17 protein-coding genes are annotated in these 20207 nt (G+C 56.5%); 12 read left to right on the top strand and 5 right to left on the bottom strand.

Going from position 1 to position 20207, the window contains the following annotated elements; genetic code table 11:
* The first annotated feature begins 99 nt into the window (after positions 1–99).
* The 3 genes from ED901_RS02300 (at position 100) to ED901_RS02290 (ending at position 2904) form a co-directional block, all read left to right on the top strand.
* A complete protein-coding gene (locus ED901_RS02300; RefSeq protein WP_056776062.1) occupies positions 100–564 on the top strand; it encodes an Lrp/AsnC family transcriptional regulator in 465 nt (154 codons plus the stop codon).
* 245 nt (positions 565–809) lie between these two features.
* Positions 810–1442, top strand: a complete 633-nt coding sequence (locus tag ED901_RS02295) for a YitT family protein (protein WP_056776065.1) — start codon at positions 810–812, stop codon at positions 1440–1442.
* A gap of 268 nt (positions 1443–1710) precedes the next feature.
* The gene (locus ED901_RS02290; protein ID WP_122094617.1) at positions 1711–2904 is read left to right on the top strand and encodes an amino acid aminotransferase; all 1194 of its coding nucleotides are present in this window, start codon (positions 1711–1713) and stop codon (positions 2902–2904) included.
* 44 nt (positions 2905–2948) lie between these two features.
* Here ED901_RS02290 and ED901_RS02285 read toward each other — a convergent pair whose 3' ends face one another.
* Together ED901_RS02285 and ED901_RS02280 are read right to left on the bottom strand one after the other, a co-directional pair.
* Positions 2949–3734 (bottom strand): DeoR/GlpR family DNA-binding transcription regulator, encoded by a 786-nt coding sequence (locus ED901_RS02285; protein WP_056776069.1) that lies wholly within the window; start codon positions 3732–3734, stop codon positions 2949–2951.
* Between the two features lie 35 nt (positions 3735–3769).
* Positions 3770–4666, bottom strand: a complete 897-nt coding sequence (locus ED901_RS02280; protein WP_122094546.1) for a sugar kinase — start codon at positions 4664–4666, stop codon at positions 3770–3772.
* 171 nt (positions 4667–4837) lie between these two features.
* Between ED901_RS02280 and yihU the strand changes: the two genes are divergently transcribed.
* The 7 genes from yihU (at position 4838) to ED901_RS02245 (ending at position 13324) form a co-directional block, all read left to right on the top strand.
* Complete coding sequence (gene yihU / locus ED901_RS02275; protein WP_122094544.1) at positions 4838–5734, top strand: sulfolactaldehyde 3-reductase; 897 nt, start codon at positions 4838–4840, stop codon at positions 5732–5734.
* 22 nt (positions 5735–5756) lie between these two features.
* The gene (gene yihT / locus ED901_RS02270) at positions 5757–6632 is read left to right on the top strand and encodes a sulfofructosephosphate aldolase (RefSeq protein WP_122094542.1); all 876 of its coding nucleotides are present in this window, start codon (positions 5757–5759) and stop codon (positions 6630–6632) included.
* Positions 6633–6647: 15 nt separating this feature from the next.
* Positions 6648–7889, top strand: coding sequence for a sulfoquinovose isomerase (gene yihS, locus ED901_RS02265; protein WP_122094615.1), 1242 nt, complete (start codon positions 6648–6650; stop codon positions 7887–7889).
* Positions 7890–7952: 63 nt separating this feature from the next.
* Entirely contained in the window at positions 7953–9989 is a 2037-nt protein-coding gene (locus ED901_RS02260; protein WP_122094540.1) for an alpha-glucosidase, read from the top strand.
* A 57-nt stretch (positions 9990–10046) separates the two neighbouring features.
* Entirely contained in the window at positions 10047–11432 is a 1386-nt protein-coding gene (locus ED901_RS02255; protein WP_122094538.1) for an MFS transporter, read from the top strand.
* Between the two features lie 46 nt (positions 11433–11478).
* Positions 11479–12894 (top strand): MFS transporter, encoded by a 1416-nt coding sequence (locus ED901_RS02250; protein WP_056776083.1) that lies wholly within the window; start codon positions 11479–11481, stop codon positions 12892–12894.
* A 76-nt stretch (positions 12895–12970) separates the two neighbouring features.
* Positions 12971–13324, top strand: coding sequence for an MmcQ/YjbR family DNA-binding protein (locus ED901_RS02245; protein WP_056776086.1), 354 nt, complete (start codon positions 12971–12973; stop codon positions 13322–13324).
* 2 nt (positions 13325–13326) lie between these two features.
* Here ED901_RS02245 and ED901_RS02240 read toward each other — a convergent pair whose 3' ends face one another.
* Positions 13327–14238 carry a pyridoxamine 5'-phosphate oxidase family protein gene (locus ED901_RS02240; RefSeq protein ID WP_122094536.1) on the bottom strand — a complete coding sequence of 304 codons (912 nt, stop codon included), beginning with the start codon at positions 14236–14238 and terminating at the stop codon, positions 13327–13329.
* Between the two features lie 5 nt (positions 14239–14243).
* Positions 14244–14864: a glutathione S-transferase gene (locus ED901_RS02235; RefSeq protein WP_122094534.1), complete on the bottom strand. Its 621-nt coding sequence runs from the start codon at positions 14862–14864 to the stop codon at positions 14244–14246.
* A gap of 99 nt (positions 14865–14963) precedes the next feature.
* Here ED901_RS02235 and ED901_RS02230 point away from each other — a divergent pair, with 99 nt between their 5' ends.
* Both ED901_RS02230 and ED901_RS02225 read left to right on the top strand, forming a co-directional pair.
* Positions 14964–15881 carry a LysR family transcriptional regulator gene (locus ED901_RS02230; RefSeq protein WP_056776092.1) on the top strand — a complete coding sequence of 306 codons (918 nt, stop codon included), beginning with the start codon at positions 14964–14966 and terminating at the stop codon, positions 15879–15881.
* Positions 15882–15996: 115 nt separating this feature from the next.
* Positions 15997–17178: an esterase gene (locus tag ED901_RS02225; RefSeq protein ID WP_122094532.1), complete on the top strand. Its 1182-nt coding sequence runs from the start codon at positions 15997–15999 to the stop codon at positions 17176–17178.
* 48 nt (positions 17179–17226) lie between these two features.
* Here ED901_RS02225 and uvrA read toward each other — a convergent pair whose 3' ends face one another.
* The gene (gene uvrA, locus ED901_RS02220) at positions 17227–20082 is read right to left on the bottom strand and encodes an excinuclease ABC subunit UvrA (protein WP_056776097.1); all 2856 of its coding nucleotides are present in this window, start codon (positions 20080–20082) and stop codon (positions 17227–17229) included.
* Positions 20083–20207: the final 125 nt, after the last annotated feature.

Below are 20207 nucleotides of genomic sequence, written 5' to 3'. Positions count from 1 at the left end.
GCAAGTATAAGAAAAAACAGCCGATAAGTATTTACGTGGGTATAGTCTTTGCAACTGAAATTCATCACAGACAAAAAATATAATGACAGGAAAGGTGCCATGTACAGCATTGATGATTACGACCTGAAAATTTTGACATTATTACAAGCCAACGGAAGACTGACCAATCAGGAACTCAGCGAGCTGGTGGGATTATCTGCCTCGCAATGCTCACGCCGCCGTATCGGCCTGGAACAGGCGCAGATGATCCTCGGGTATCACGCCCGGCTGGCACCGGAAGCGGTGGGGCTTGGGATGATCGGCCTTATCGAAGTGCGGTTAATCAATCACTTGCCCGCGCAGGTTGAGGCATTTCACAGCATGCTGGGCGACGTGGACGCCATTATCGATGCCTACAAAACCACCGGAGATGCCGACTATTTGCTGAAAGTCGCGGTGAAAGATTTAGCCGGTTTAAGCACGTTGATAAGCCAGATCCTTTCTGTGCATAAAAGTGTCGCCCATGTAAAAACGTCAGTCGTGCTTAACCGCCTAAAAGAAAACGGCTTATTAACCGTAGGGTGAAATTCGCAAAGGGTTATTTTCACCGCACTGTTATGGTGATTTATTTTGGTGCACCTTCACTTTCGTGGTGCATAATTATTAATTAAAATGCGCAATTTGTGCATGTAAAGAATAATTAACGCCACTAAAAATCTTATTTTCGTTTTTTAATGCAAATTCCGTGCGTGAATATTGCCTTGTTCGCGTATCTCCTTAATTATCGCTAAAACGACTTTAGTGATTATTCTTTGGGGAAATGGGTATTTATGGCAAGTCTCGACAGTTTAGAAAAGCCGGTGGAACAACCAGGCTCCACGCACACCGTGACAGAAGACGTGCTGGCGATAGTGATCGGCACGCTGATGGTGTCGTTTGGCGTGGTGATGCTGCGTCAGGTTGGCGCGCTGACCGGCGGCACGGCAGGCATGGCGTTTCTGGCGCACTACCTGACGCAAGTGTCATTCGGTACGGCCTTCTTTATCATCAACCTTCCTTTCTACTATCTGTCTTTTCGCCGCATGGGCTTGCAGTTCACCCTGAAAACTTTCGCCGCCGTGGCGATGGTTTCGGTCTTCTCCGATCTGCATCCGCTGTTTGTTCATTTTGATCATCTGCAACCTTTCTACGCCACGCTGTTTGGTAACGTGATCATGGGCATCGGCTTCATTGTGCTGTTTCGCCACAAAGCCAGCCTCGGCGGCATGAACATTCTGGCGCTGTTTCTGCAGGACAAATACGGCATCCGCGCCGGTAAACTGCAAATGGGCGTGGACTGCTGCATCGTGCTCGCTTCGCTGTTTGTCGTCAGCTATGAAATGCTGATTGCCTCGGTGCTGGGCGCGGTGATCGTCAATCTGATCATTGCGATGAACCACCGTCCGGGGCGTTACAGCGTCTGACCACATTGAGACAAACAGGGCGCAGGGTTCTGAGGGCTGCGCCATATTGAGATGCTCCGGTCGCTGAGGTGTCTGTATGATCCTGGTCTATGTGAGCCCAACAGCATCTCAGACGAACGGGCGGTTTTATATGCGGGGCGTGCCTGAAAAATGCCAACATAGTTGTCATTTTCTTTAACGAACTTTGATAGTCTGTGAAACAGTGTTGATCCGCCGCTCCGGCCGTGAGATCGCCGCGCTACTTAACCAAACCAAGGAGATCTATACCGTGTTCCAACATGTCGATGCCTATGCCGGTGACCCGATTTTGTCGCTGATGGAAAGCTTCAAGACCGATCCAAGACAAGACAAGGTGAACCTGAGCATCGGTCTTTATTACGACGAGCAGGGTATTATTCCGCAACTGGCGGCGGTGGAAAATGCAGAGAATCAGCTGAACGCCGGGCCGCAGGCCGCGTCAGTGTATCTGCCGATGGAAGGTCTGACCGCGTACCGCGCAGGCATTCAGGAACTGTTGTTTGGTGCCGCACATCCGGCGTTGAAACAACAGCGTATCGCGACGATTCAGACCGTCGGCGGTTCCGGTGCACTGAAAGTCGGCGCTGATTTCCTGAAGTTTTACTTCCCGAATTCTGAAGTGTTTGTGAGCGACCCGACCTGGGAAAACCACGTGGCCATTTTTGCCGGCGCGGGTTTTAAAGTTCACACCTACCCGTACTATGATCCGCAGACGCTGGGCGTGAATTTCACCGCGATGATCGAACGTCTGAACACCTTGCCTGCGCAAAGCATCGTGCTGCTGCATCCGTGCTGTCACAACCCGACCGGTTCTGACCTGACGCCGGCGCAGTGGGATCAGGTGATTGAAGTCACCAAACAGCGCGAGCTGATCCCGTTCCTCGACATCGCCTATCAGGGCTTTGGCGCGGGCATCGACGACGACGCTTACGCCATCCGCGCGATGGCCTCTGCGGGCGTAAACTGCTTCGTCAGTAACTCCTTCTCGAAAATTTTCTCCCTGTACGGCGAGCGCGTGGGCGGGTTATCCGTGGTGTGTGAAGACAGCGACGCCGCAGGCCGTGTACTGGGCCAGCTGAAAGCGACCGTGCGCCGTAACTACTCCAGCCCGCCGAATTTCGGTGCAAAAGTGGTGGCAAAAGTGCTGAGTGACAGCGCGCTGAACGCCCAGTGGAAAGCCGAAGTGGAGAAGATGCGGACCCGTATTCTGGAAATGCGCCACACGCTGGTCGATACCCTGAAAACGGCGCTGCCGGGCCGTAACTTTGATTACCTGCTGCAACAGCGCGGGATGTTCAGTTATACCGGTTTCAGCGAAGCGCAGGTGGTGCGTCTGCGCGAAGAGTTTGGTGTGTATCTGATCGCCAGTGGCCGCGTCTGCATGGCTGGCCTGAATCACCATAACGTGAAACAGGTCGCTGAAGCCTTCGCTGCCGTACAATAATTCCCGTCATACTTCGAAAAGGCCGACAGAGATGTCGGCCTTTTTTATTCCGCCGAACTGACGTTAATCACTTCCACCTGATGATTTTTCAACACTTTTAGCAGCCCGGCAGCCGGAAGTTCATCGGTAAACAGCGCCGTGGCCTGCGAGACATTGCCTATTTCTACCGCAGCCGAGGCGTGATATTTGGTGTGATCCGCCGCCAGCAAGATATGCCGGGAGTGCGCCATCATGGTTTTCACCACGCTGGCCTCGTTGACATCAAACTCCAGCAATGCGCCGTCACTCTCAATCGCACCGACGCTGGTGACCAGATAATCCGCCCGGAAACCGGCGACAAACGCCGTGGCGGACGGGCCAATAATCCCGCCATTGTGCGGACGCAGCGTACCGCCCGGAACCATCACCTCAAAGCGCGGATTTTTATACAGAATATGCGCCACCCGCAGACAGTTGGTGATAATGCGCAAATGGCTGTGGTTGAGCAGGGCATGCGCCACCTGCTCGACGGTCGTGCCGATGGTAATAAACACCGTGGAACCGTCGGGAATGTAATCGGCAATCGCTTCGGCGATGGCTTTCTTTTCTTCCGTCCAGGAAATTTCCCGCTGCTCAAAGGCGGTATTGACCACGCTTGACGCCCGGCCAGCGCCCCCATGATGGCGGCTCACTAATCCCTGCTCGCTGAGTTTGCGGATATCACGACGAACGGTTTGCGTCGAGACGTCCAGCAGCGCCGCCAGCTCTTCAATATTCATGTAACCGCGTTCAGCAATCAGTGCTAACAGCTGATCGTGGCGCGGGTTACCGGTCAGTTCAGTAAGACTCATAGCCATACCCCTAAAATGAGCGTCTGAGTCGTATTCTATACAGAAAGTGACATAAAAGACCGGGTTTGATCACAGTCGGGAATACCGGCCCGCCCGCCTGGCTGTGTACATTTCAGCGCCGCGACGCCGCTGGCAAACCGCACTGCCTCCGCCGCAGGCAGGTGTTGCGCGAGGCTTATCGCCAGCGCGCCATGAAACACATCTCCCGCACCGGTGGTATCAACGACGTCTACGCGAAATCCTGGCTGATGATGCAGCCTGTTGTTTTCCCACCAGAAGCATCCGTCTGCGCCATGGGTGACATACACCTGTCCGTTTGTGAGCGTTTTTGCATGCCTGAGCCCGCTTTCTGCATCACTGCTGCCGGTCAGCCGCTGTAAACCCGGTGCGGAGAAAGCCGCATGGTCGCTCAATGCCACCAGCGCCGAAATATCCTGCGGCGTGACATCGGCATCCAGTACCGTCATCACACCGGCGTTGCGCGCCAGGGTAAACGCCTGCCTGGTGCCTTCATGCCAGCGCACATCCGCCAGCACTACATCCCACTGCGAAAAATCGATATCGTTCAGCCATTCACCGCCTTGCGGCAGATCCGGGCTGGGATAGTTGATGATGATGCGTTCACCGTGCGCATCCACCAGAACGGCAGATTGCGATGACCTGGCCTGCTTGACGCGCAGGGCATAACGGGTATTTACCCCAAGAGATTCAAGCTCTTCGAGCAGCCGGTGGCCGGTGTCGTCATCCCCCACGCGGCCAATAAAATCCACCTGTGCCCCCAGCTTTGCCGCCGCAACCGCCGCCGTGGCAGCCGGACCGCCCCCCACTTCGGCATAGGTTTGAGCGACATACTTCCCCCCTTCCGACGGTAAATTCTTCACGCAGTAGATGCGATCCATCACGGCAATTCCGACACAAGCAATACGAATCATGGCTATTCCTTAAGCATTTTTGGTGGATTTATTTTAATTAAGCCAATTGTTAAAAAAGTGATGGCTGTCAATTTTTTGACTTGAAATTACAAATACGATCAAAAAAAGACAAATAACAACATCGCCGATAATCAAAAAATGACACCCGCTGTCATTGAAAAGGAGACGTGCATGGCAACTATCGCATTTATTGGTCTGGGGCAGATGGGGTCACCGATGGCCAGCAATCTGATCAAGAAAGGGCACAGCTTGCGGGTTTTTGATCTGAACCCGCAGGCGACGCAAGTGCTGGTTAAGCAGGGGGCTACCGGCTGTCGCAGCGCCGCGCAGGCGGCAGAGTACGCCGAATTCGTGATCACCATGCTGCCCAACGGCGATCTGGTGCGTGAGGCTTTATTTGCGAAAGGCGGGGTTTGCGAAACCTTATCGCCGTCTGCGCTGGTGATCGACATGTCCACCATTCATCCGTTGCACACCGACAGCCTGATCGGCGAGATGCGTCTGAAAGGCTTCAGCATGATGGATGTGCCGGTGGGCAGAACGTCCGATCACGCCATTGCCGGCACCTTGCTGCTGCTGGCGGGCGGCACGCCGGAACAGGTTGAACGCGCCACGCCGGTGCTGATGGCGATGGGGTCGGAGCTTATCAATGCGGGCGGTCCGGGCAAGGGCATCCGCGTCAAACTGATCAACAACTACATGAGTATTGCGCTGAATGCGCTCTCCGCCGAAGCCGCCGTGCTGTGCGAAGCGCTGGATCTCTCCTTCGATGTTGCCCTGAAAGTGATGAGCGGCACACCCGCCGGCAAAGGCCATTTCACCACCACATGGCCGAATAAAGTCCTGAAAGGTGACCTGTCACCGGCCTTCATGATTGACCTCGCCCACAAAGATTTGGGGATCGCGCTCGACGTGGCGAACCAGCTTCACGTGCCGATGCCGCTCGGTGCCGCTTCCCGCGAAGTGTACAACCAGGCGCGTGCCGCAGGGCGCGGTCGTCAGGACTGGACCGCCATTCTCGAGCAGGTACGCACCAGCGCCGGACTCACTCAAAAATCCACACAGTAATGATTTAACAAAGGAAAGATGAATGAATAACTACACCCTCAGAGACATCGCCCGGCCTTCCGGCGGTTTTGCCATGCTGGCTGTCGATCAGCGGGAAGCGATGCGCTCAATGTTCGTGACGGCAGGCGCGAAGCCGCCGGTATCCGATCAGACCCTGACTGATTTCAAAGTGAATGCCGCCAAAATTTTATCGCCTTTCGCGTCGGCCATTCTGGTCGATCAGCAGTTCTGTTACCGGCAGGTGGTCGAACAACGGGCCGTCGCGCAGAGCTGCGCCACGATTGTCGCCGCCGACGCATTTATTCCCGGCAACGGTATTCCGGTGGACAGCGTGGAGATCGACCGGCAGGTGGATGCGCAGGCTGTGCGCGATAACGGCGGCAAAGCCCTGAAGTTACTGGTGCTGTGGCGCAGCGATGAAGATCCGCAACAGCGTCTGGACATGGTGAAAGACTTCAATCATCTGTGCCACGCCCATGGCCTGCTGAGCATTATCGAACCGGTGGTCAGACCGCCGCGTCGTGGCGATAACTTTGACCGCGAACAGGCGATTATCGATGCCGCAAAAGAACTCGGCGACAGCGGAGCCGATCTCTACAAAGTGGAAATGCCACTGCACGGCAACGGCCCCCAGGCGGCACTGCTCGCTGCCTCCCGCAAGCTGAATGAACAGATCAGCATGCCGTGGGTGATCCTCTCATCAGGCGTCGATGAAAAGCTGTTCCCGCGTGCGGTCAGCGTGGCGATGACGGCTGGCGCATCCGGTTTTCTCGCCGGGCGCGCAGTGTGGTCATCGGTTGTGGGGTTGCCGGATACCGGGCTCATGCTGCGTGACATCTCCGCGCCTAAGCTGCAACGCCTTGGCGAGATTGTTGATGAAATGATGGCCTGCCGCTAACCAGAGGACTGAATGATGAAATGGTTTAATACGTTGAGCCACAACCGCTGGCTGGAGCAGGAAACCGACCGGATCTTTGATTTCGGCAAACAGGCGGCCGTGCCCACCGGCTTTGGCTGGCTGGGAAATAACGGGCAAGTCCGGGCAGATATGGGCACGCATTTGTGGATCACCGCCCGCATGTTGCACGTCTATTCGGTTGCCGCGGGCATGGGGCGTCCCGGCGCGTATTCGCTGGTGGATCACGGTATCCGCGCCCTCAACGGTGCGCTGGCAGATAAAGAATATGGCGGCTGGTACGCCTGCGTAAATGATGAAGGTGTGGCAGACGCGTCGAAGCAGGGATATCAGCACTTCTTCGTGTTACTGGGCGCGGCCAGCGCGGTCACTACCGGCCACCCCGACGCCAGAAAATTACTCGATCAGGCCATCGGTGTGATTGAAAAATACTTCTGGAGCGAAGAAGAACAGATGTGTCTCGAGTCGTGGGATGAAGCCTTCAGTCAGACGGAAGATTACCGTGGCGGCAATGCCAACATGCACGCCGTCGAGGCTTTCCTGATTGTTTACGACGTCACCCACGATCGCAAATGGCTGGATCGCGCGCTGAGAATTGCTTCGGTGATCATTCATGACGTCGCCAGAAAGGGCGAGTACCGCGTCAACGAGCACTTCGATGCGCAGTGGAACCCGATCCGGGATTACAACCAGGATAATCCCGCGCACCGTTTCCGCGCCTATGGCGGCACGCCGGGCCATTGGATCGAATGGGGGCGTCTGATGCTGCATCTCCATGCCGCGCTGGAAGCCCGCTTTGAAACGCCTCCGGGCTGGTTGCTGGAAGATGCCAAAGGGTTGTTCCACGCGACCCTTCGCGATGCCTGGGCGCCGGACGGCGCTGACGGCTTTGTCTATTCCGTCGGCTGGGACGGCAAACCGATTGTACGTGAACGGGTTCGCTGGCCGATCGTCGAAGCGATGGGCACCGCCTATGCGCTGTATTGCGTCACCGGCGATACGCAATATGAATCCTGGTATCAGACATGGTGGGAATACTGCATCACTTATTTAATCGACTATGAGAACGGCTCGTGGTGGCAGGAGCTGGATACCGATAATCGCGTCACCACCAAAGTCTGGGACGGCAAACAGGATATATATCATCTGCTCCACTGTCTGGTTATTCCACGGCTGCCACTCGCGCCGGGGCTGGCTCCCGCCGTGGCCGCAGGTTTGCTGGACATTAATGCAAAATAAAAACAGTGAAAAATATAAATTCCTGAACGCATTGATGACATAAAAAAATAGACGGAGTTCACCATGAGTACCCTACAAAATACCCTTTCTGATCTTGAATTAACGGCGGGTAATAATGAATTTTCGCTGGTATACCAACACCGGCTTATTCTGCGTCATACGCCAGATGCCCCCTGTTTATGGATTGGCGGCGGAGAAGCCGATATTGAAATGTTTCGCGGCAATTTCAGTATTAAAGATCGTCTGAACGAGAAAATCGCCCTGCGCGATGTGACGGTGACTCCTCAGTCAGACGGCTGGCTGTTCCATTTCAGCCGCACAAACCTGCTCACTGCGACGCTTCACGTCACCTGCGATGAGCGTGGCCGTTTGCGGATATCGCTGCAAAATCAGGACCGGGCGCACAACCGCATCTGGCTGCGGCTGGCGGCGCAGGCGGAAGATCATATCTACGGCTGTGGCGAGCAGTTCTCCTACTTCGACTTGCGCGGAAAGCCTTTCCCGCTGTGGACCAGCGAGCAGGGCGTCGGGCGCAACAAGCAAACTTACGTCACCTGGCAGGCGGACTGCAAAGAGAATGCCGGGGGCGATTATTACTGGACCTTCTTCCCGCAACCGACGTTCGTCAGCACGCAAAAATACTATTGCCACGTCGAAAACAGTTGCTACATGAATTTCGATTTCAGCGCGCCGGAATATCACGAGCTGGCGATGTGGGAAGACAACGCGACGCTGATTTTTGAGTGTGCGGACACTTACATCAGCCTGCTGGAAAAACTCACGGCGCTGCTGGGGCGACAGCCTGAATTACCGGACTGGGTGTTTGATGGTGTGACGCTGGGCATTCAGGGCGGCACCGACGTCTGCCAGCAAAAACTCGATGCCATGCGCGACGGCGGCGTGAAGGTCAACGGCATCTGGGCGCAGGACTGGTCCGGGATCCGCATGACGTCCTTTGGTAAGCGCGTGATGTGGAACTGGAAATGGAGCCGCGAATTGTACCCGCAACTCGACGAGCGTATTAGCCGGTGGAAAGAGGAGGGCGTGCAATTTCTGTCGTACATCAATCCGTATGTCGCCAGCGATCGTGATCTGTGCGCAGAAGCCTCGGCAAAGGGCTATCTGACCAAAGATGCCAGCGGTGCGGATTACCACGTCGAGTTCGGTGAGTTTTACGCCGGTGTGGTCGATCTGACCCATCCGGCGGCCTATGACTGGTTTAAGAACATCATCAAAAAGAACCTGATTGAACTGGGCTGTGGTGGCTGGATGGCCGATTTTGGCGAATATCTGCCGACCGATACCTTCCTGCACAACGGCGTCAGCGCAGAAATCATGCACAACGCCTGGCCCGCACTGTGGGCGAAGTGTAACTACGAGGCGCTACAGGAAACCGGCAAGCTCGGCGAAATCCTGTTCTTCATGCGCGCCGGTTACACCCACAGCCAGAAATACTCGGTGATGATGTGGGCGGGCGATCAGAACGTGGACTGGAGTCTGGACGATGGGCTGGCGTCCGTCGTGCCTGCCGCACTCTCTCTGGGGATGAGCGGTCACGGCTTACATCACAGCGACATCGGCGGTTATACCACCCTGTTCGGGATGAAACGCAGCAAAGAGCTGTTGCTGCGCTGGTGCGATTTCAGCGCCTTCACGCCGATGATGCGCACCCACGAAGGCAACCGTCCGGGAGATAACTGGCAGTTTGACGGCGATGCCGACACCATTGCGCATTTTGCGCGCATGACGGACGTCTTCACCCGCATGAAGCCTTACATCAAACAGGCCGTGGCGCAGAACGCCCAACGCGGCCTGCCGGTGATGCGTCCGTTGTTCCTGCATTACGAAGACGATGCGCACACCTATTCACTGAAATACCAGTATCTGTTTGGCCGCGATCTGCTGGTGGCTCCGGTGTATGAGGAAGGGCGTCGCGAGTGGTCGCTGTATCTGCCGCAGGACACCTGGATCAACCTGTGGACCGGGGAAACCTGCCACGGCGGCGAGAAAACCGTCGATGCTCCGCTGGGCAAACCGCCGGTATTTTACCGTGCCGACAGCGAGTGGGCAGCGCTGTTCAGTGGTTTCCGGCATATCTGATAAGGCTCACCCGCCGGTGCGCTGTCATCAGGTACCGGCGGCACAAGGAGAAGAATAATGAGTCAGACCCGCACTGCTGATCCCGCCACCCTGCGCTTACCGTTCAAAGAAAAACTGGCGTACGGAATGGGGGATTTAGGTTCCAATATCCTGCTGGATATCGGCACGCTGTACTTACTGAAATTCTATACCGATGTGCTGGAATTACCGGGCACCTACGGCGGCATCATCTTCCTGATTGCCAAATTCTTCACGGCTTTCACCGATATGGGCACCGGCATCATGCTGGATTCCCGGCGTAATATCGGCCCGAAAGGCAAGTTCCGCCCGTTTGTGTTGTACGCCGCGTTTCCGGTCACCTTACTGGCGGTGGCCAATTTCGTCGGCACGCCGTTTGAGATCACCGGTAAAACGGTGGTGGCGACGGTGCTCTTCATGCTGTACGGGCTGTTCTTTAGCATGATGAATTGCTCATACGGCGCGATGGTGCCTGCCATCACAAAAAATCCGGACGAGCGCGCCTCACTGGCGGCGTGGCGGCAGGGCGGTGCAACGCTGGGCCTGCTGTTGTGTACGGTGGGGTTTGTGCCGGTGATGAATCTGCTGGAAGGCAATTCGCAGCGCAGTTATATCTTCGCCGCCACGCTGTTTTCACTGGTGGGGTTACTGTTTATGTGGCTGTGCTATGCCGGGGTAAAAGAGCGGTATGTCGAGGCGCAGCCCGCCAGTTCAGCGCAAAAGCCGGGGCTGCTGGCGTCTTTTCGCGCCATCGCCGGTAACCGTCCGCTGTTCATTCTGTGCATCGCCAATCTCTGCACGCTGGGGGCGTTCAACGTCAAACTGGCGATTCAGGTGTATTACACGCAGTACGTGCTCAATGACCCTATCCTGCTCTCTTATATGGGTTTTTTCAGTATGGGATGCATTTTCATCGGCGTGTTTATGATGCCCGGCGCGGTGCGGCGGTTCGGCAAGAAAAAAGTGTATATCGGCGGGCTGACGCTGTGGATTATTGGCGACGTTCTCAACTACTTCTTTGGCGGCGGTTCGGTCAGTTTTGTGGCGTTCTCCTGCCTGGCGTTCTTTGGCTCGGCGTTTGTGAACAGCCTCAACTGGGCGCTGGTATCGGACACCGTGGAATACGGCGAATGGCGCACCGGCGTGCGCTCGGAAGGCACGGTTTACACCGGTTTCACCTTCTTTCGCAAAGTGTCGCAGGCGCTGGCCGGGTTCTTCCCTGGCTGGATGCTGACGCAGATCGGTTATGTGCCTAACGTGGTGCAGTCGGCGGGAACCCGCGAAGGGCTGCGCCAGCTGATCTTCATCTATCCCTGTGCGCTGGCGGCGATCACCATTGTGGCGATGGGCTGCTTCTATAACCTCAACGAAAAAATGTACGTGCGCATCGTTGCTGAAATAGAAAACCGAAAACGTCAGGCGTAATTCACTCAACAGAATGGCGCGCCTGCGGGCGCAATGAGGATCGATTATGACGCATTTACACTCCGATGATCCGCTGACGCTGCGTGAGAAGTGCGCCTACGGAATGGGCGATTTTGGCTCAAACCTGATGTTGTGCATCGGCACCTTGTATCTGTTGAAGTTTTACACTGATGAACTGGGAATGCCGGCGTTCTATGGCGGGGTGATCTTTTTAGTCGCGAAGTTCTTCACCGCCTTTACCGACATGCTGACCGGCGTGTTGCTTGATTCACGCCGTCGCCCCGGCGCCAGAGGAAAATTCAGGCCATTCATTCTCTATGCGTCGGTGCCGGTCGGGCTGGTAGCGACGGCGCAGTTCATGGCGAATGATTTCAGTCTGCCGGTGAAAACGGCGCTCGCCACCGTGCTGTTTATGTTGTTCGGCCTGTTCTACAGCCTGATGAATTGTTCCTACGGCGCGATGGTTCCGGCCATGACCAAAAAATCCCATGAACGCGCGCAGCTTGCCGCGTGGCGTCAGGGCGGGGCAACGCTGGGTTTACTGTTGTGCACGGTCGGATTTATGCCCGTGCAGGCGTTGTTCAGCCAGTCGCCTTCGCTGGGATACCTTATCGCCGCGCTGATCTTCGCCACCTGCGGCGTGTTTTGCATGTGGTGGTGTTACAGCGGCGTAAAAGAGCGCTACGTGACGATCACGCCGGAAGGGCATCAGCCCAGCATTCTGCGATCCTTTCGCGCCATCTTCCACAACCCGCCGTTGCTGGTACTGTGCATCGCCAATTTGTGCACGCTGGCCGCCTTCAACATCAAACTGGCGATCCAGGTCTATTACACCCAGTACGTTCTCAACGATATCGGTTTGCTGTCGTGGATGGGTTTTTTCAGCATGGGCTGCATTTTGTTCGGAGTGCTTCTGGTCCCCGGCGCGGTGAAGCGCTTTGGCAAAAAACAGGTCTATATGGGCGGGTTAGGGCTGTGGGCGGCGGGAGATGTGATGAATTTCCTGTGGGGCACCAGCTCACTCTCTTTCGTGTTGTTTTCCTGCATGGCCTTTTTTGGCACCGCCTTCGTCAACAGCCTCAACTGGGCGCTGGTGCCGGATACGGTGGATTACGGCGAATGGAAAACCGGTATCCGCGCCGAAGGGTCGGTGTACACCGGCTATACCTTCTCACGCAAAATTTCTGCTGCGCTCGCCGGTTTCCTGCCGGGGATCATGCTGACGCACATCGGTTACATCCCTCATGCGGTGCAAAGCAGCCAGACGTTGCTGGGGTTGCGCACGCTGATATTTCTCTGGCCCTGTGCACTGGCTATCAGTGCGGCGATCATTATGGGCGTATTTTACACACTCAATGAAGCGCGCTTTGCCAAAATCATTCAGGAAATCAGTGCGCGCAAAAAGGGGGAGATGCCCGAACCTGCTATTGAGACAGAAAAGACGTCAGTGCTGAGCCTGTAACGCGTTCAGGTTTGCTATGGTTAACCGAGGGCATTTTCATCCCCCCAGCCATCACGTTACAAGGAGACACCTAAACATGACCAGTTCGGAACTGCTGACATACTGCATGGCAAAGCCCGGTGCAGAACAAAGCGTCGAAAATCAGCGCGGTGCAAATCAGGTAAAAGTGGGAGAGGCGATGTTTGCCATGGTGTGTGAAGTTGACGGGCGCGAAGCGATTTCGCTGAAAACCAGCCCGGAACTGGCCGAACAGCTGCGCACCCGACACCCGGAAATCGTGCCGGGCGATCATCTTAATAAATCCCACTGGAACACGGTCTATCTCGACGGTTCGCTGCCGGATTCGCAATTCTATTATCTGATTGACGGCTCCTACCAGCTGGTCGTCTCCGGTTTACCGGAAGCCGTTCGCCACGAGTTAGGCATCTGACTTCAGGGTGCAGCGGCGGGCCATAACCCGCTTTTCAGCGTGGTGGGCGCGTACTCTACCGCGTGAGCGCGCCAGGGCAACGCGGCGCGAAAACGCCACAAACGGGTAATATCCAGCGTCCAGTAGCGTTCTGCGCCCGCCGGGCCAGGGATCTCCTGCGGCTGCCAGTGGATCTGCGTGGTGCCCTGAACATGCAAAATATCGCCGTTATCGAAATCCATAAACAGCAGCGCGGCGCGGGGTTCGGCCAGTAAATTTCCCAGCGTGTTCATGTACTTGTTACCCCGAAAATCCGGCACCCACAGCCGGTTATCCACCAGATGCGCAAATCCCGGCTGACCGCCGCGGTGCGAGACATCCGCGCCGTCGTGCCCGTGGCTGGCGATGAAAAAAGTATCAGCACGCGCTATCAGCGCGCGGGCGTCGGCATCCGCTTGCGTCATCTCTTCCCGTGCGGGCAGCGGCAAACTGACCGGCACATCGGTCAGCGTGCGGATCTGAATATACTGCGGGCAGTTACCAAAACTCTGATCGACCAGGATCTCGATCCGATTTTTATCCATGCGCCCGATCCTGCCGTTCACCCGATTGCGCCGCCGGTTGGAAAAGTCGATCCCCAGCGCGCCGATCTGTTTTCCCGGCTGTAATGCCGCCAGCGCCGGATCGTCCGTGCGTCGCGGCGCATTCACCCGCAAATGTCCGTCATCCGGCGTGCGGATAAAACCGGCCGGTCCGCTCAGCAGCGTCGCCACCGGCCAGCCGTTGTCATCCAGCGTCGAGATAAACAGATAAGGCAGCGCCGCGAAAAACAGCTGGTGCTGCTCCGGCATTGCCTCGCGGATCCCATGCGCGACGACGTCAAAACCGGCCAGCTGTTGCGCCTGAAGTTCGCCGGTATGGAACGGGCTTTTCATGGCGCTTACTCAGTCTGAACAGGCAGCGGCAGGGCGGGCAGCGGCGTAAAGCCGGGCAGGCTTTCCACCCGTTGCAGCCAGCGCTGGATCGCCGGATAACCGGCCAATGAAACGCCGCCTTCCGGTGCCGTCGCCACATAGCTGTAACAGGCCAGATCGGCGATGGTGGCGCGATCTGTCGCCAGAAACTCACGATATTGCAGATGATCTTCCAGCTGCGGCAGGAATTTTGCCGTCACTTTCAGCGCGCTTTCATACACTTCCGGCGCGGAAAACTGCTTCACCATCCGGGCCGACGCCGGGCCGTAACGCACTTCACCGGCGGCATGGGATAACCATTTTTGCACTTCTGCGGCTTTCAGCGGATCTTCCGGCAGCCAGTGGCTGTCCGGCGCGTAACGTTTCACCAGATACACCAGAATCGCATTGCTGTCGGTGAGCACAAGTTCGCCGTCGGTCAGAACGGGGATTTGTCGAAGCGGATTCAGCCGGGCAAATTCTTCGGTCTGGCGCACATCGGCACCGGCTTCAGTGGCCTCAAACGGCAGATTGAGCATTGTCAGCAACAACGTCACGCGGTGGCAGTGGCCGGAAAGCGGGGTGCTGTAAAGTTGAATGGCGGGCATAGGTGTCTCCTCTGTGGCAGTGAGTCCAGATTACTCTTGCATTAAATGAATGAGATCCACGAAGATTGAAATTGAGTGTTTCACTTTGTGGAAGAATCTATGGACCGTTTAGACGAAATGGCGATTTTTGTCGCCGTTCTTCAGTATGGCAGCCTGGCGGAAGCCGCCCGTAAACTTCACCGTTCACCTCCGGCGATCACCCGCGCCATTGCCTCGCTGGAACACCGCTTCGGCGCGAGGCTGGTGGAGCGCACCACGCGCAGCCTGGCCCCGACCGAGGCGGGCGCACGGCTGGCAGAAAAGGCGAGGCTGCTGCTCAGCCAGTATCAGGACGCCGTGCAGGATACCGCTGAAACTCAGCTCAGCGGCCTGCTGCGCATCACCGCGCCGGTGCAGTTTGGCCGCAAACACGTCGCGCCGCTGGTGATGGAATTTCTGGCGCAGAACCCGGACATGCAGATCGAAATGATGCTCAACGACCGTAATCTCGATCTGATCGACGAAGGATTAGACCTGGCGGTACGCATCGGCCATCAGGACGATTCCGGCAAAGTGGCGCGCAAAGTCGCTGAAGTCACCCGCGTGCTGGTCGCCAGCCCGGCGTATCTGGCGCAGCATGGCGAACCGCAGCATCCGTCGGAACTGGCCGGGCATCAGACCGTCATGGGCACCTTGCGGACGCCACTGCGCGAATGGCGTTTCGGGCCGCACGAGGATGAACTGCGCGTCCGGCTGTCGCCGCGTTTACTGCTCAACGACGTCGAGTCGCAGCTGCTGGCGGTGCGCAGCGGTCAGGGGATTGCCCGGCTATTGTCGTATCAGGTGAGGGATGATGTGCTGGCGGGCAACATGGTGCGGCTGTTAACCGATTTCGAACCGCTGCCGTTGCCGGTGCAACTGGTGGCGCAGCAGGTACAGCAGATGCCGCGCAAAGTGCGGACATTCTGGGATTTCGCCTGTCAGCGGCTGAGTGTGCTGCCGCAACTTCATGCGCTGAACGCATCTTCGGAACAGTGACCCAGGTCACGCTCGTGTGCGGTAAAAATAACCTACTCTGAGAGTTGTGCAAAAACAGTGAGTTACTTCAGGACAGGTTGTCCGCTTGCTCACACCAACCCAGAAGGAAAGGATGATGACCCGTAACCGGCTGAATCTTGCCACGCTTTTGATACTGGCGCTCAGCGCGCCGCTTCCCATGACTGCGTTCGCGCAGAGTTTGCCACAGGATCCTGACCCGGCCACGCCGGCGAAAACCTACATCAGCGCCGTGAACCCGGATCGCACTATCACTTACCGCCTGTATGCCCCGACGGCTCAGCATGTGGACGTGGTAACCGGTTCAACGCCGGTCACGTATATTCCGCATCAGATGAGCAAAGACGACAAAGGCGTGTGGAGCTGGACGTCGGAGGCGCAAAAACCTGATCTGTATGAGTATTTCTTCAACGTGGATGGCCTGCGTATTGCCGATCCCGGCAGCGCAATGCCGAAACCGCAGCGTCAGGTCAATACCAGCCTGATCCTGGTGCCGGGCAGCATTCTGGATGTGAAAAATGTGCCGCACGGCGAAGTCCGCACGCTGACCTATCATTCCGCCGCGCTCAATTCCGAACGTCAGGTCGCCGTCTGGACGCCGCCGGGTTACACCGATGCGTCACAGCCGCTGCCGGTGCTCTATTTCTATCACGGCTTTGGTGATACCGGCCGTTCGGCGCTGGATCAGGGGCGTATCCCGCAAATCATGGATAACCTGCTGGCGGAGAAAAAAATCGCGCCGATGTTAGTGGTCATTCCGGATACCGAAACCGACGCCAAAGGGGTGGTGCCGGAAGATTACGTCACCAAAGATCGCCGCAAAGAGTTTTATCCGCGTAACGCAGCGGCAGCAGATAAAGAGCTGACCGGCGACATTATTCCGCTGATTGCCAAAACCTTCCGCGTTCGCGATGACGCCGCCGGGCGCGCTCTGGCCGGTCTTTCACAAGGCGGTTATCAGACTCTGGTCAGCGGCATGACTCACCTGGATCAGTTCGGCTGGCTGGCGACCTTCAGCGGTGTGAGCACCACCACGGTGCCGAATGAAAACGTGGCGAAACGCTTCGCCGAACCGGAAAAAATCAACGCACAGCTGAAAAACTTCACGGTTGTGGTCGGTGAAAAAGACGTGGTGACAGGCAAAGACATCGCCGGGCTGAAATCCGAACTGGAGGAGAAAAAGATTAAATTTGATTACCACGAATACCCGAATCTCGGCCACGAAATGGACGTCTGGCGTCCGGCCTATGCGGAGTTTGTTCAGAAGATCTTTAAGTAGGGTTTCAGGAGTAACGCCTCCCCTGTGAAGGGGAGGCGCTGGTTGACGTTAAGCGCTTTTCTTCGCCTGCTGGCTGTGGCGTTCCAGCAACGGTTTCAGGAAGCGTGCGGTATGCGATTCTTTGCATTCCGCCACGGTTTCCGGAGTACCCGCCACCAGAATCTGACCGCCGCCTGCACCGCCTTCCGGCCCGAGATCGACAATCCAGTCTGCAGTTTTAATCACGTCCAGATTGTGCTCAATCACCACGATGGTATTGCCCTGATCGCGCAACTGATGCAGCACTTCCAGCAACTGCTGAATATCAGCAAAGTGCAGGCCGGTGGTCGGTTCATCGAGAATATACAACGTCTGACCTGTGCCGCGTTTTGAGAGCTCACGCGCCAGTTTCACACGCTGCGCTTCACCGCCGGACAGCGTGGTCGCTGACTGGCCGAGGCAGATATAAGTCAGACCGACGTCGATCAGCGTCTGCAATTTACGCGCAAGGGCAGGCACGGCATCAAAGAATTCACGGGCTTCTTCGATGGTCATTTCCAGCACTTCGTGGATGCTCTTGCCTTTGTATTTCACTTCCAGCGTTTCGCGGTTATAGCGTTTACCACGGCACTGATCGCAGGGGACATAGATGTCCGGCAGGAAGTGCATCTCCACTTTGATCACGCCGTCGCCCTGACAGGCTTCGCAGCGGCCGCCTTTCACGTTGAAACTGAAACGCCCCGGCGTATAGCCGCGCGAACGCGATTCCGGCACACCGGCAAACAGTTCACGAACCGGCGTAAAGATGCCGGTGTACGTCGCCGGGTTCGAGCGTGGCGTACGGCCAATCGGGCTCTGGTCGATATCGATGACTTTATCGAAATGCCCCAGGCCTTCAATTTCACGGTAAGGCGCGGCTTCGGCAAGCGTTGCGCCGTTCAGTTCGCGCTGTGCCAGCGGGAACAGCGTGTCGTTGATAAGCGTCGATTTACCGGAGCCAGAGACGCCGGTGATGCAGGTAAACAGGCCTACCGGCAGCGTCAGCGTCACATCTTTCAGGTTGTTGCCTTTGGCGCCGGAAAGCTTCAGCACTTTGGCGGCGTCCGCCGGCACGCGCTGCGCCGGTACGGAGATTTCGCGTTTACCGCTGAGGAACTGACCGGTCAGGGAATCTTCCTGCGCCATGATGTCGTCGGCGGTCCCCTCGGCGACAACGCGGCCGCCGTGGACACCCGCACCCGGACCGATATCAATGATATGGTCGGCGGCGCGGATCGCGTCTTCATCATGCTCTACCACAATTACGGTATTCCCGAGATCGCGCAGGTGGATCAGGGTTTCCAGCAGACGTTCGTTGTCGCGTTGATGCAGGCCAATAGAAGGCTCATCCAGCACATACATCACGCCCACCAGACCGGCGCCGATCTGGCTCGCCAGACGAATACGCTGAGCTTCACCGCCGGACAACGTTTCCGCAGAACGGGACAGCGAAAGGTAATTCAGGCCGACGTTCACCAGGAATTTCAGGCGATCGCCAATCTCTTTCAGCACTTTCTCGGCTATCTGCGCACGCTGGCCGCTGAGTTTCATATTGCGGAAGAAATCCATCGCATGACCGATGCTGAAATCAGAGATTTGCGGCAAGGTCGTTTCTTCCACAAATACGTTACGCGCTTCTTCCCGCAGGCGGGTGCCTTTACAGGATGCGCACGAACGGTTGCTGATGTATTTCGACAGCTCTTCACGCACCGCGCTGGATTCCGTTTCTTTATAACGGCGCTCCATGTTGTGCAGCACGCCTTCAAACGGATGACGACGAATCGACGTGTCACCGCGATCGTTAATGTATTTGAATTCAATGGTCGTTTTGCCGGAACCATGCAGAATGGCATGTTGCACATCGCTGCTCAGGTCGTTGTACGGCGCTTCCACATCAAAATCATAATGCTCGCCGAGAGAGCGCAGCATCTGGAAGTAATAGAAGTTACGGCGATCCCAGCCACGGATGGCGCCGCCTGCCAGTGAAAGCTCAGGGTTTTGCACCACGCGGTCCGGATCGAAGAACTGCTGAACGCCCAGGCCGTCACAGGTCTGGCAGGCACCGGCCGGGTTGTTGAACGAGAACATGCGCGGTTCGAGCTCGCTCATGCTGTAACCACAAATCGGGCAGGCAAAGTTCGCCGAGAACAGCATTTCTTCCGCTTTCGGGTCATCCATGTCGGCGACCACGGCGGTACCGCCGGAAAGCTCAAGCGCGGTTTCAAACGATTCCGCCAGACGCTGCTGTAAATCCTCACGGACTTTGAAACGGTCAACCACGACTTCGATGGTGTGCTTTTTCTGCAATTCCAGCTTCGGCGGATCGGACAGATCGCAGACCTCGCCGTCGATACGCGCACGGATGTAACCCTGCGACGCCAGGTTTTCCAGCGTTTTAGTGTGCTCGCCTTTGCGATCTTTAATGATCGTGGCGAGCAGCATCAGGCGCTGACCTTCCGGCTGTGCGAGGACGTTATCCACCATCTGGCTGACGGTCTGTGCTGACAGCGTCACATTATGATCCGGGCAGCGCGGCTCACCCACGCGGGCAAACAGCAGGCGCAGATAATCGTGAATTTCCGTGATGGTGCCGACGGTAGAACGCGGGTTATGCGATGTGGATTTTTGCTCAATCGAAATCGCCGGAGACAGACCTTCAATGTGGTCGACGTCCGGTTTTTCCATTAAGGATAAAAATTGACGAGCATAGGCTGACAGCGACTCAACGTAACGACGCTGGCCTTCGGCGTACAGCGTATCGAACGCCAGAGAGGACTTGCCTGAACCCGATAAGCCGGTGACAACAATCAGTTTGTCGCGCGGGATAATCAGGTTGATATTCTTGAGATTATGGGTACGTGCGCCCCGAACTTCGATCTTATCCATTCATCATTCCCGGATTAACGTGATAGCTCACCGTGCCGGTGACCTGCGGAAAATGGAGCATCGCGCCGGTCAGCGAGTCAGGCACAGAGAAGAACGTAACGCGCAATTATGACACAAATCACAGT

This window comes from Rahnella sp. Larv3_ips, from assembly GCF_003697865.1.
GTDB classification, from domain to species: Bacteria; Pseudomonadota; Gammaproteobacteria; order Enterobacterales; family Enterobacteriaceae; genus Rahnella; species Rahnella rivi.
Note: the sequence above shows the minus strand (reverse complement) of the source record. Positions and strands in the feature narration are given on the sequence as shown.

Coding starts and splice junctions, on each gene's coding strand:
- ED901_RS02300 (WP_056776062.1), top strand. CDS start 100: ATGTACAGCATTGATGATTACGACCTGAAAATTTTGACATTATTACAA.
- ED901_RS02295 (WP_056776065.1), top strand. CDS start 810: ATGGCAAGTCTCGACAGTTTAGAAAAGCCGGTGGAACAACCAGGCTCC.
- ED901_RS02285 (WP_056776069.1), bottom strand. CDS start 3,734: ATGAGTCTTACTGAACTGACCGGTAACCCGCGCCACGATCAGCTGTTA.
- ED901_RS02280 (WP_122094546.1), bottom strand. CDS start 4,666: ATGATTCGTATTGCTTGTGTCGGAATTGCCGTGATGGATCGCATCTAC.
- yihU (WP_122094544.1), top strand. CDS start 4,838: ATGGCAACTATCGCATTTATTGGTCTGGGGCAGATGGGGTCACCGATG.
- yihT (WP_122094542.1), top strand. CDS start 5,757: ATGAATAACTACACCCTCAGAGACATCGCCCGGCCTTCCGGCGGTTTT.
- yihS (WP_122094615.1), top strand. CDS start 6,648: ATGAAATGGTTTAATACGTTGAGCCACAACCGCTGGCTGGAGCAGGAA.
- ED901_RS02260 (WP_122094540.1), top strand. CDS start 7,953: ATGAGTACCCTACAAAATACCCTTTCTGATCTTGAATTAACGGCGGGT.
- ED901_RS02255 (WP_122094538.1), top strand. CDS start 10,047: ATGAGTCAGACCCGCACTGCTGATCCCGCCACCCTGCGCTTACCGTTC.
- ED901_RS02250 (WP_056776083.1), top strand. CDS start 11,479: ATGACGCATTTACACTCCGATGATCCGCTGACGCTGCGTGAGAAGTGC.
- ED901_RS02245 (WP_056776086.1), top strand. CDS start 12,971: ATGACCAGTTCGGAACTGCTGACATACTGCATGGCAAAGCCCGGTGCA.
- ED901_RS02240 (WP_122094536.1), bottom strand. CDS start 14,238: ATGAAAAGCCCGTTCCATACCGGCGAACTTCAGGCGCAACAGCTGGCC.
- ED901_RS02235 (WP_122094534.1), bottom strand. CDS start 14,864: ATGCCCGCCATTCAACTTTACAGCACCCCGCTTTCCGGCCACTGCCAC.
- ED901_RS02230 (WP_056776092.1), top strand. CDS start 14,964: ATGGACCGTTTAGACGAAATGGCGATTTTTGTCGCCGTTCTTCAGTAT.
- ED901_RS02225 (WP_122094532.1), top strand. CDS start 15,997: ATGACCCGTAACCGGCTGAATCTTGCCACGCTTTTGATACTGGCGCTC.
- uvrA (WP_056776097.1), bottom strand. CDS start 20,082: ATGGATAAGATCGAAGTTCGGGGCGCACGTACCCATAATCTCAAGAAT.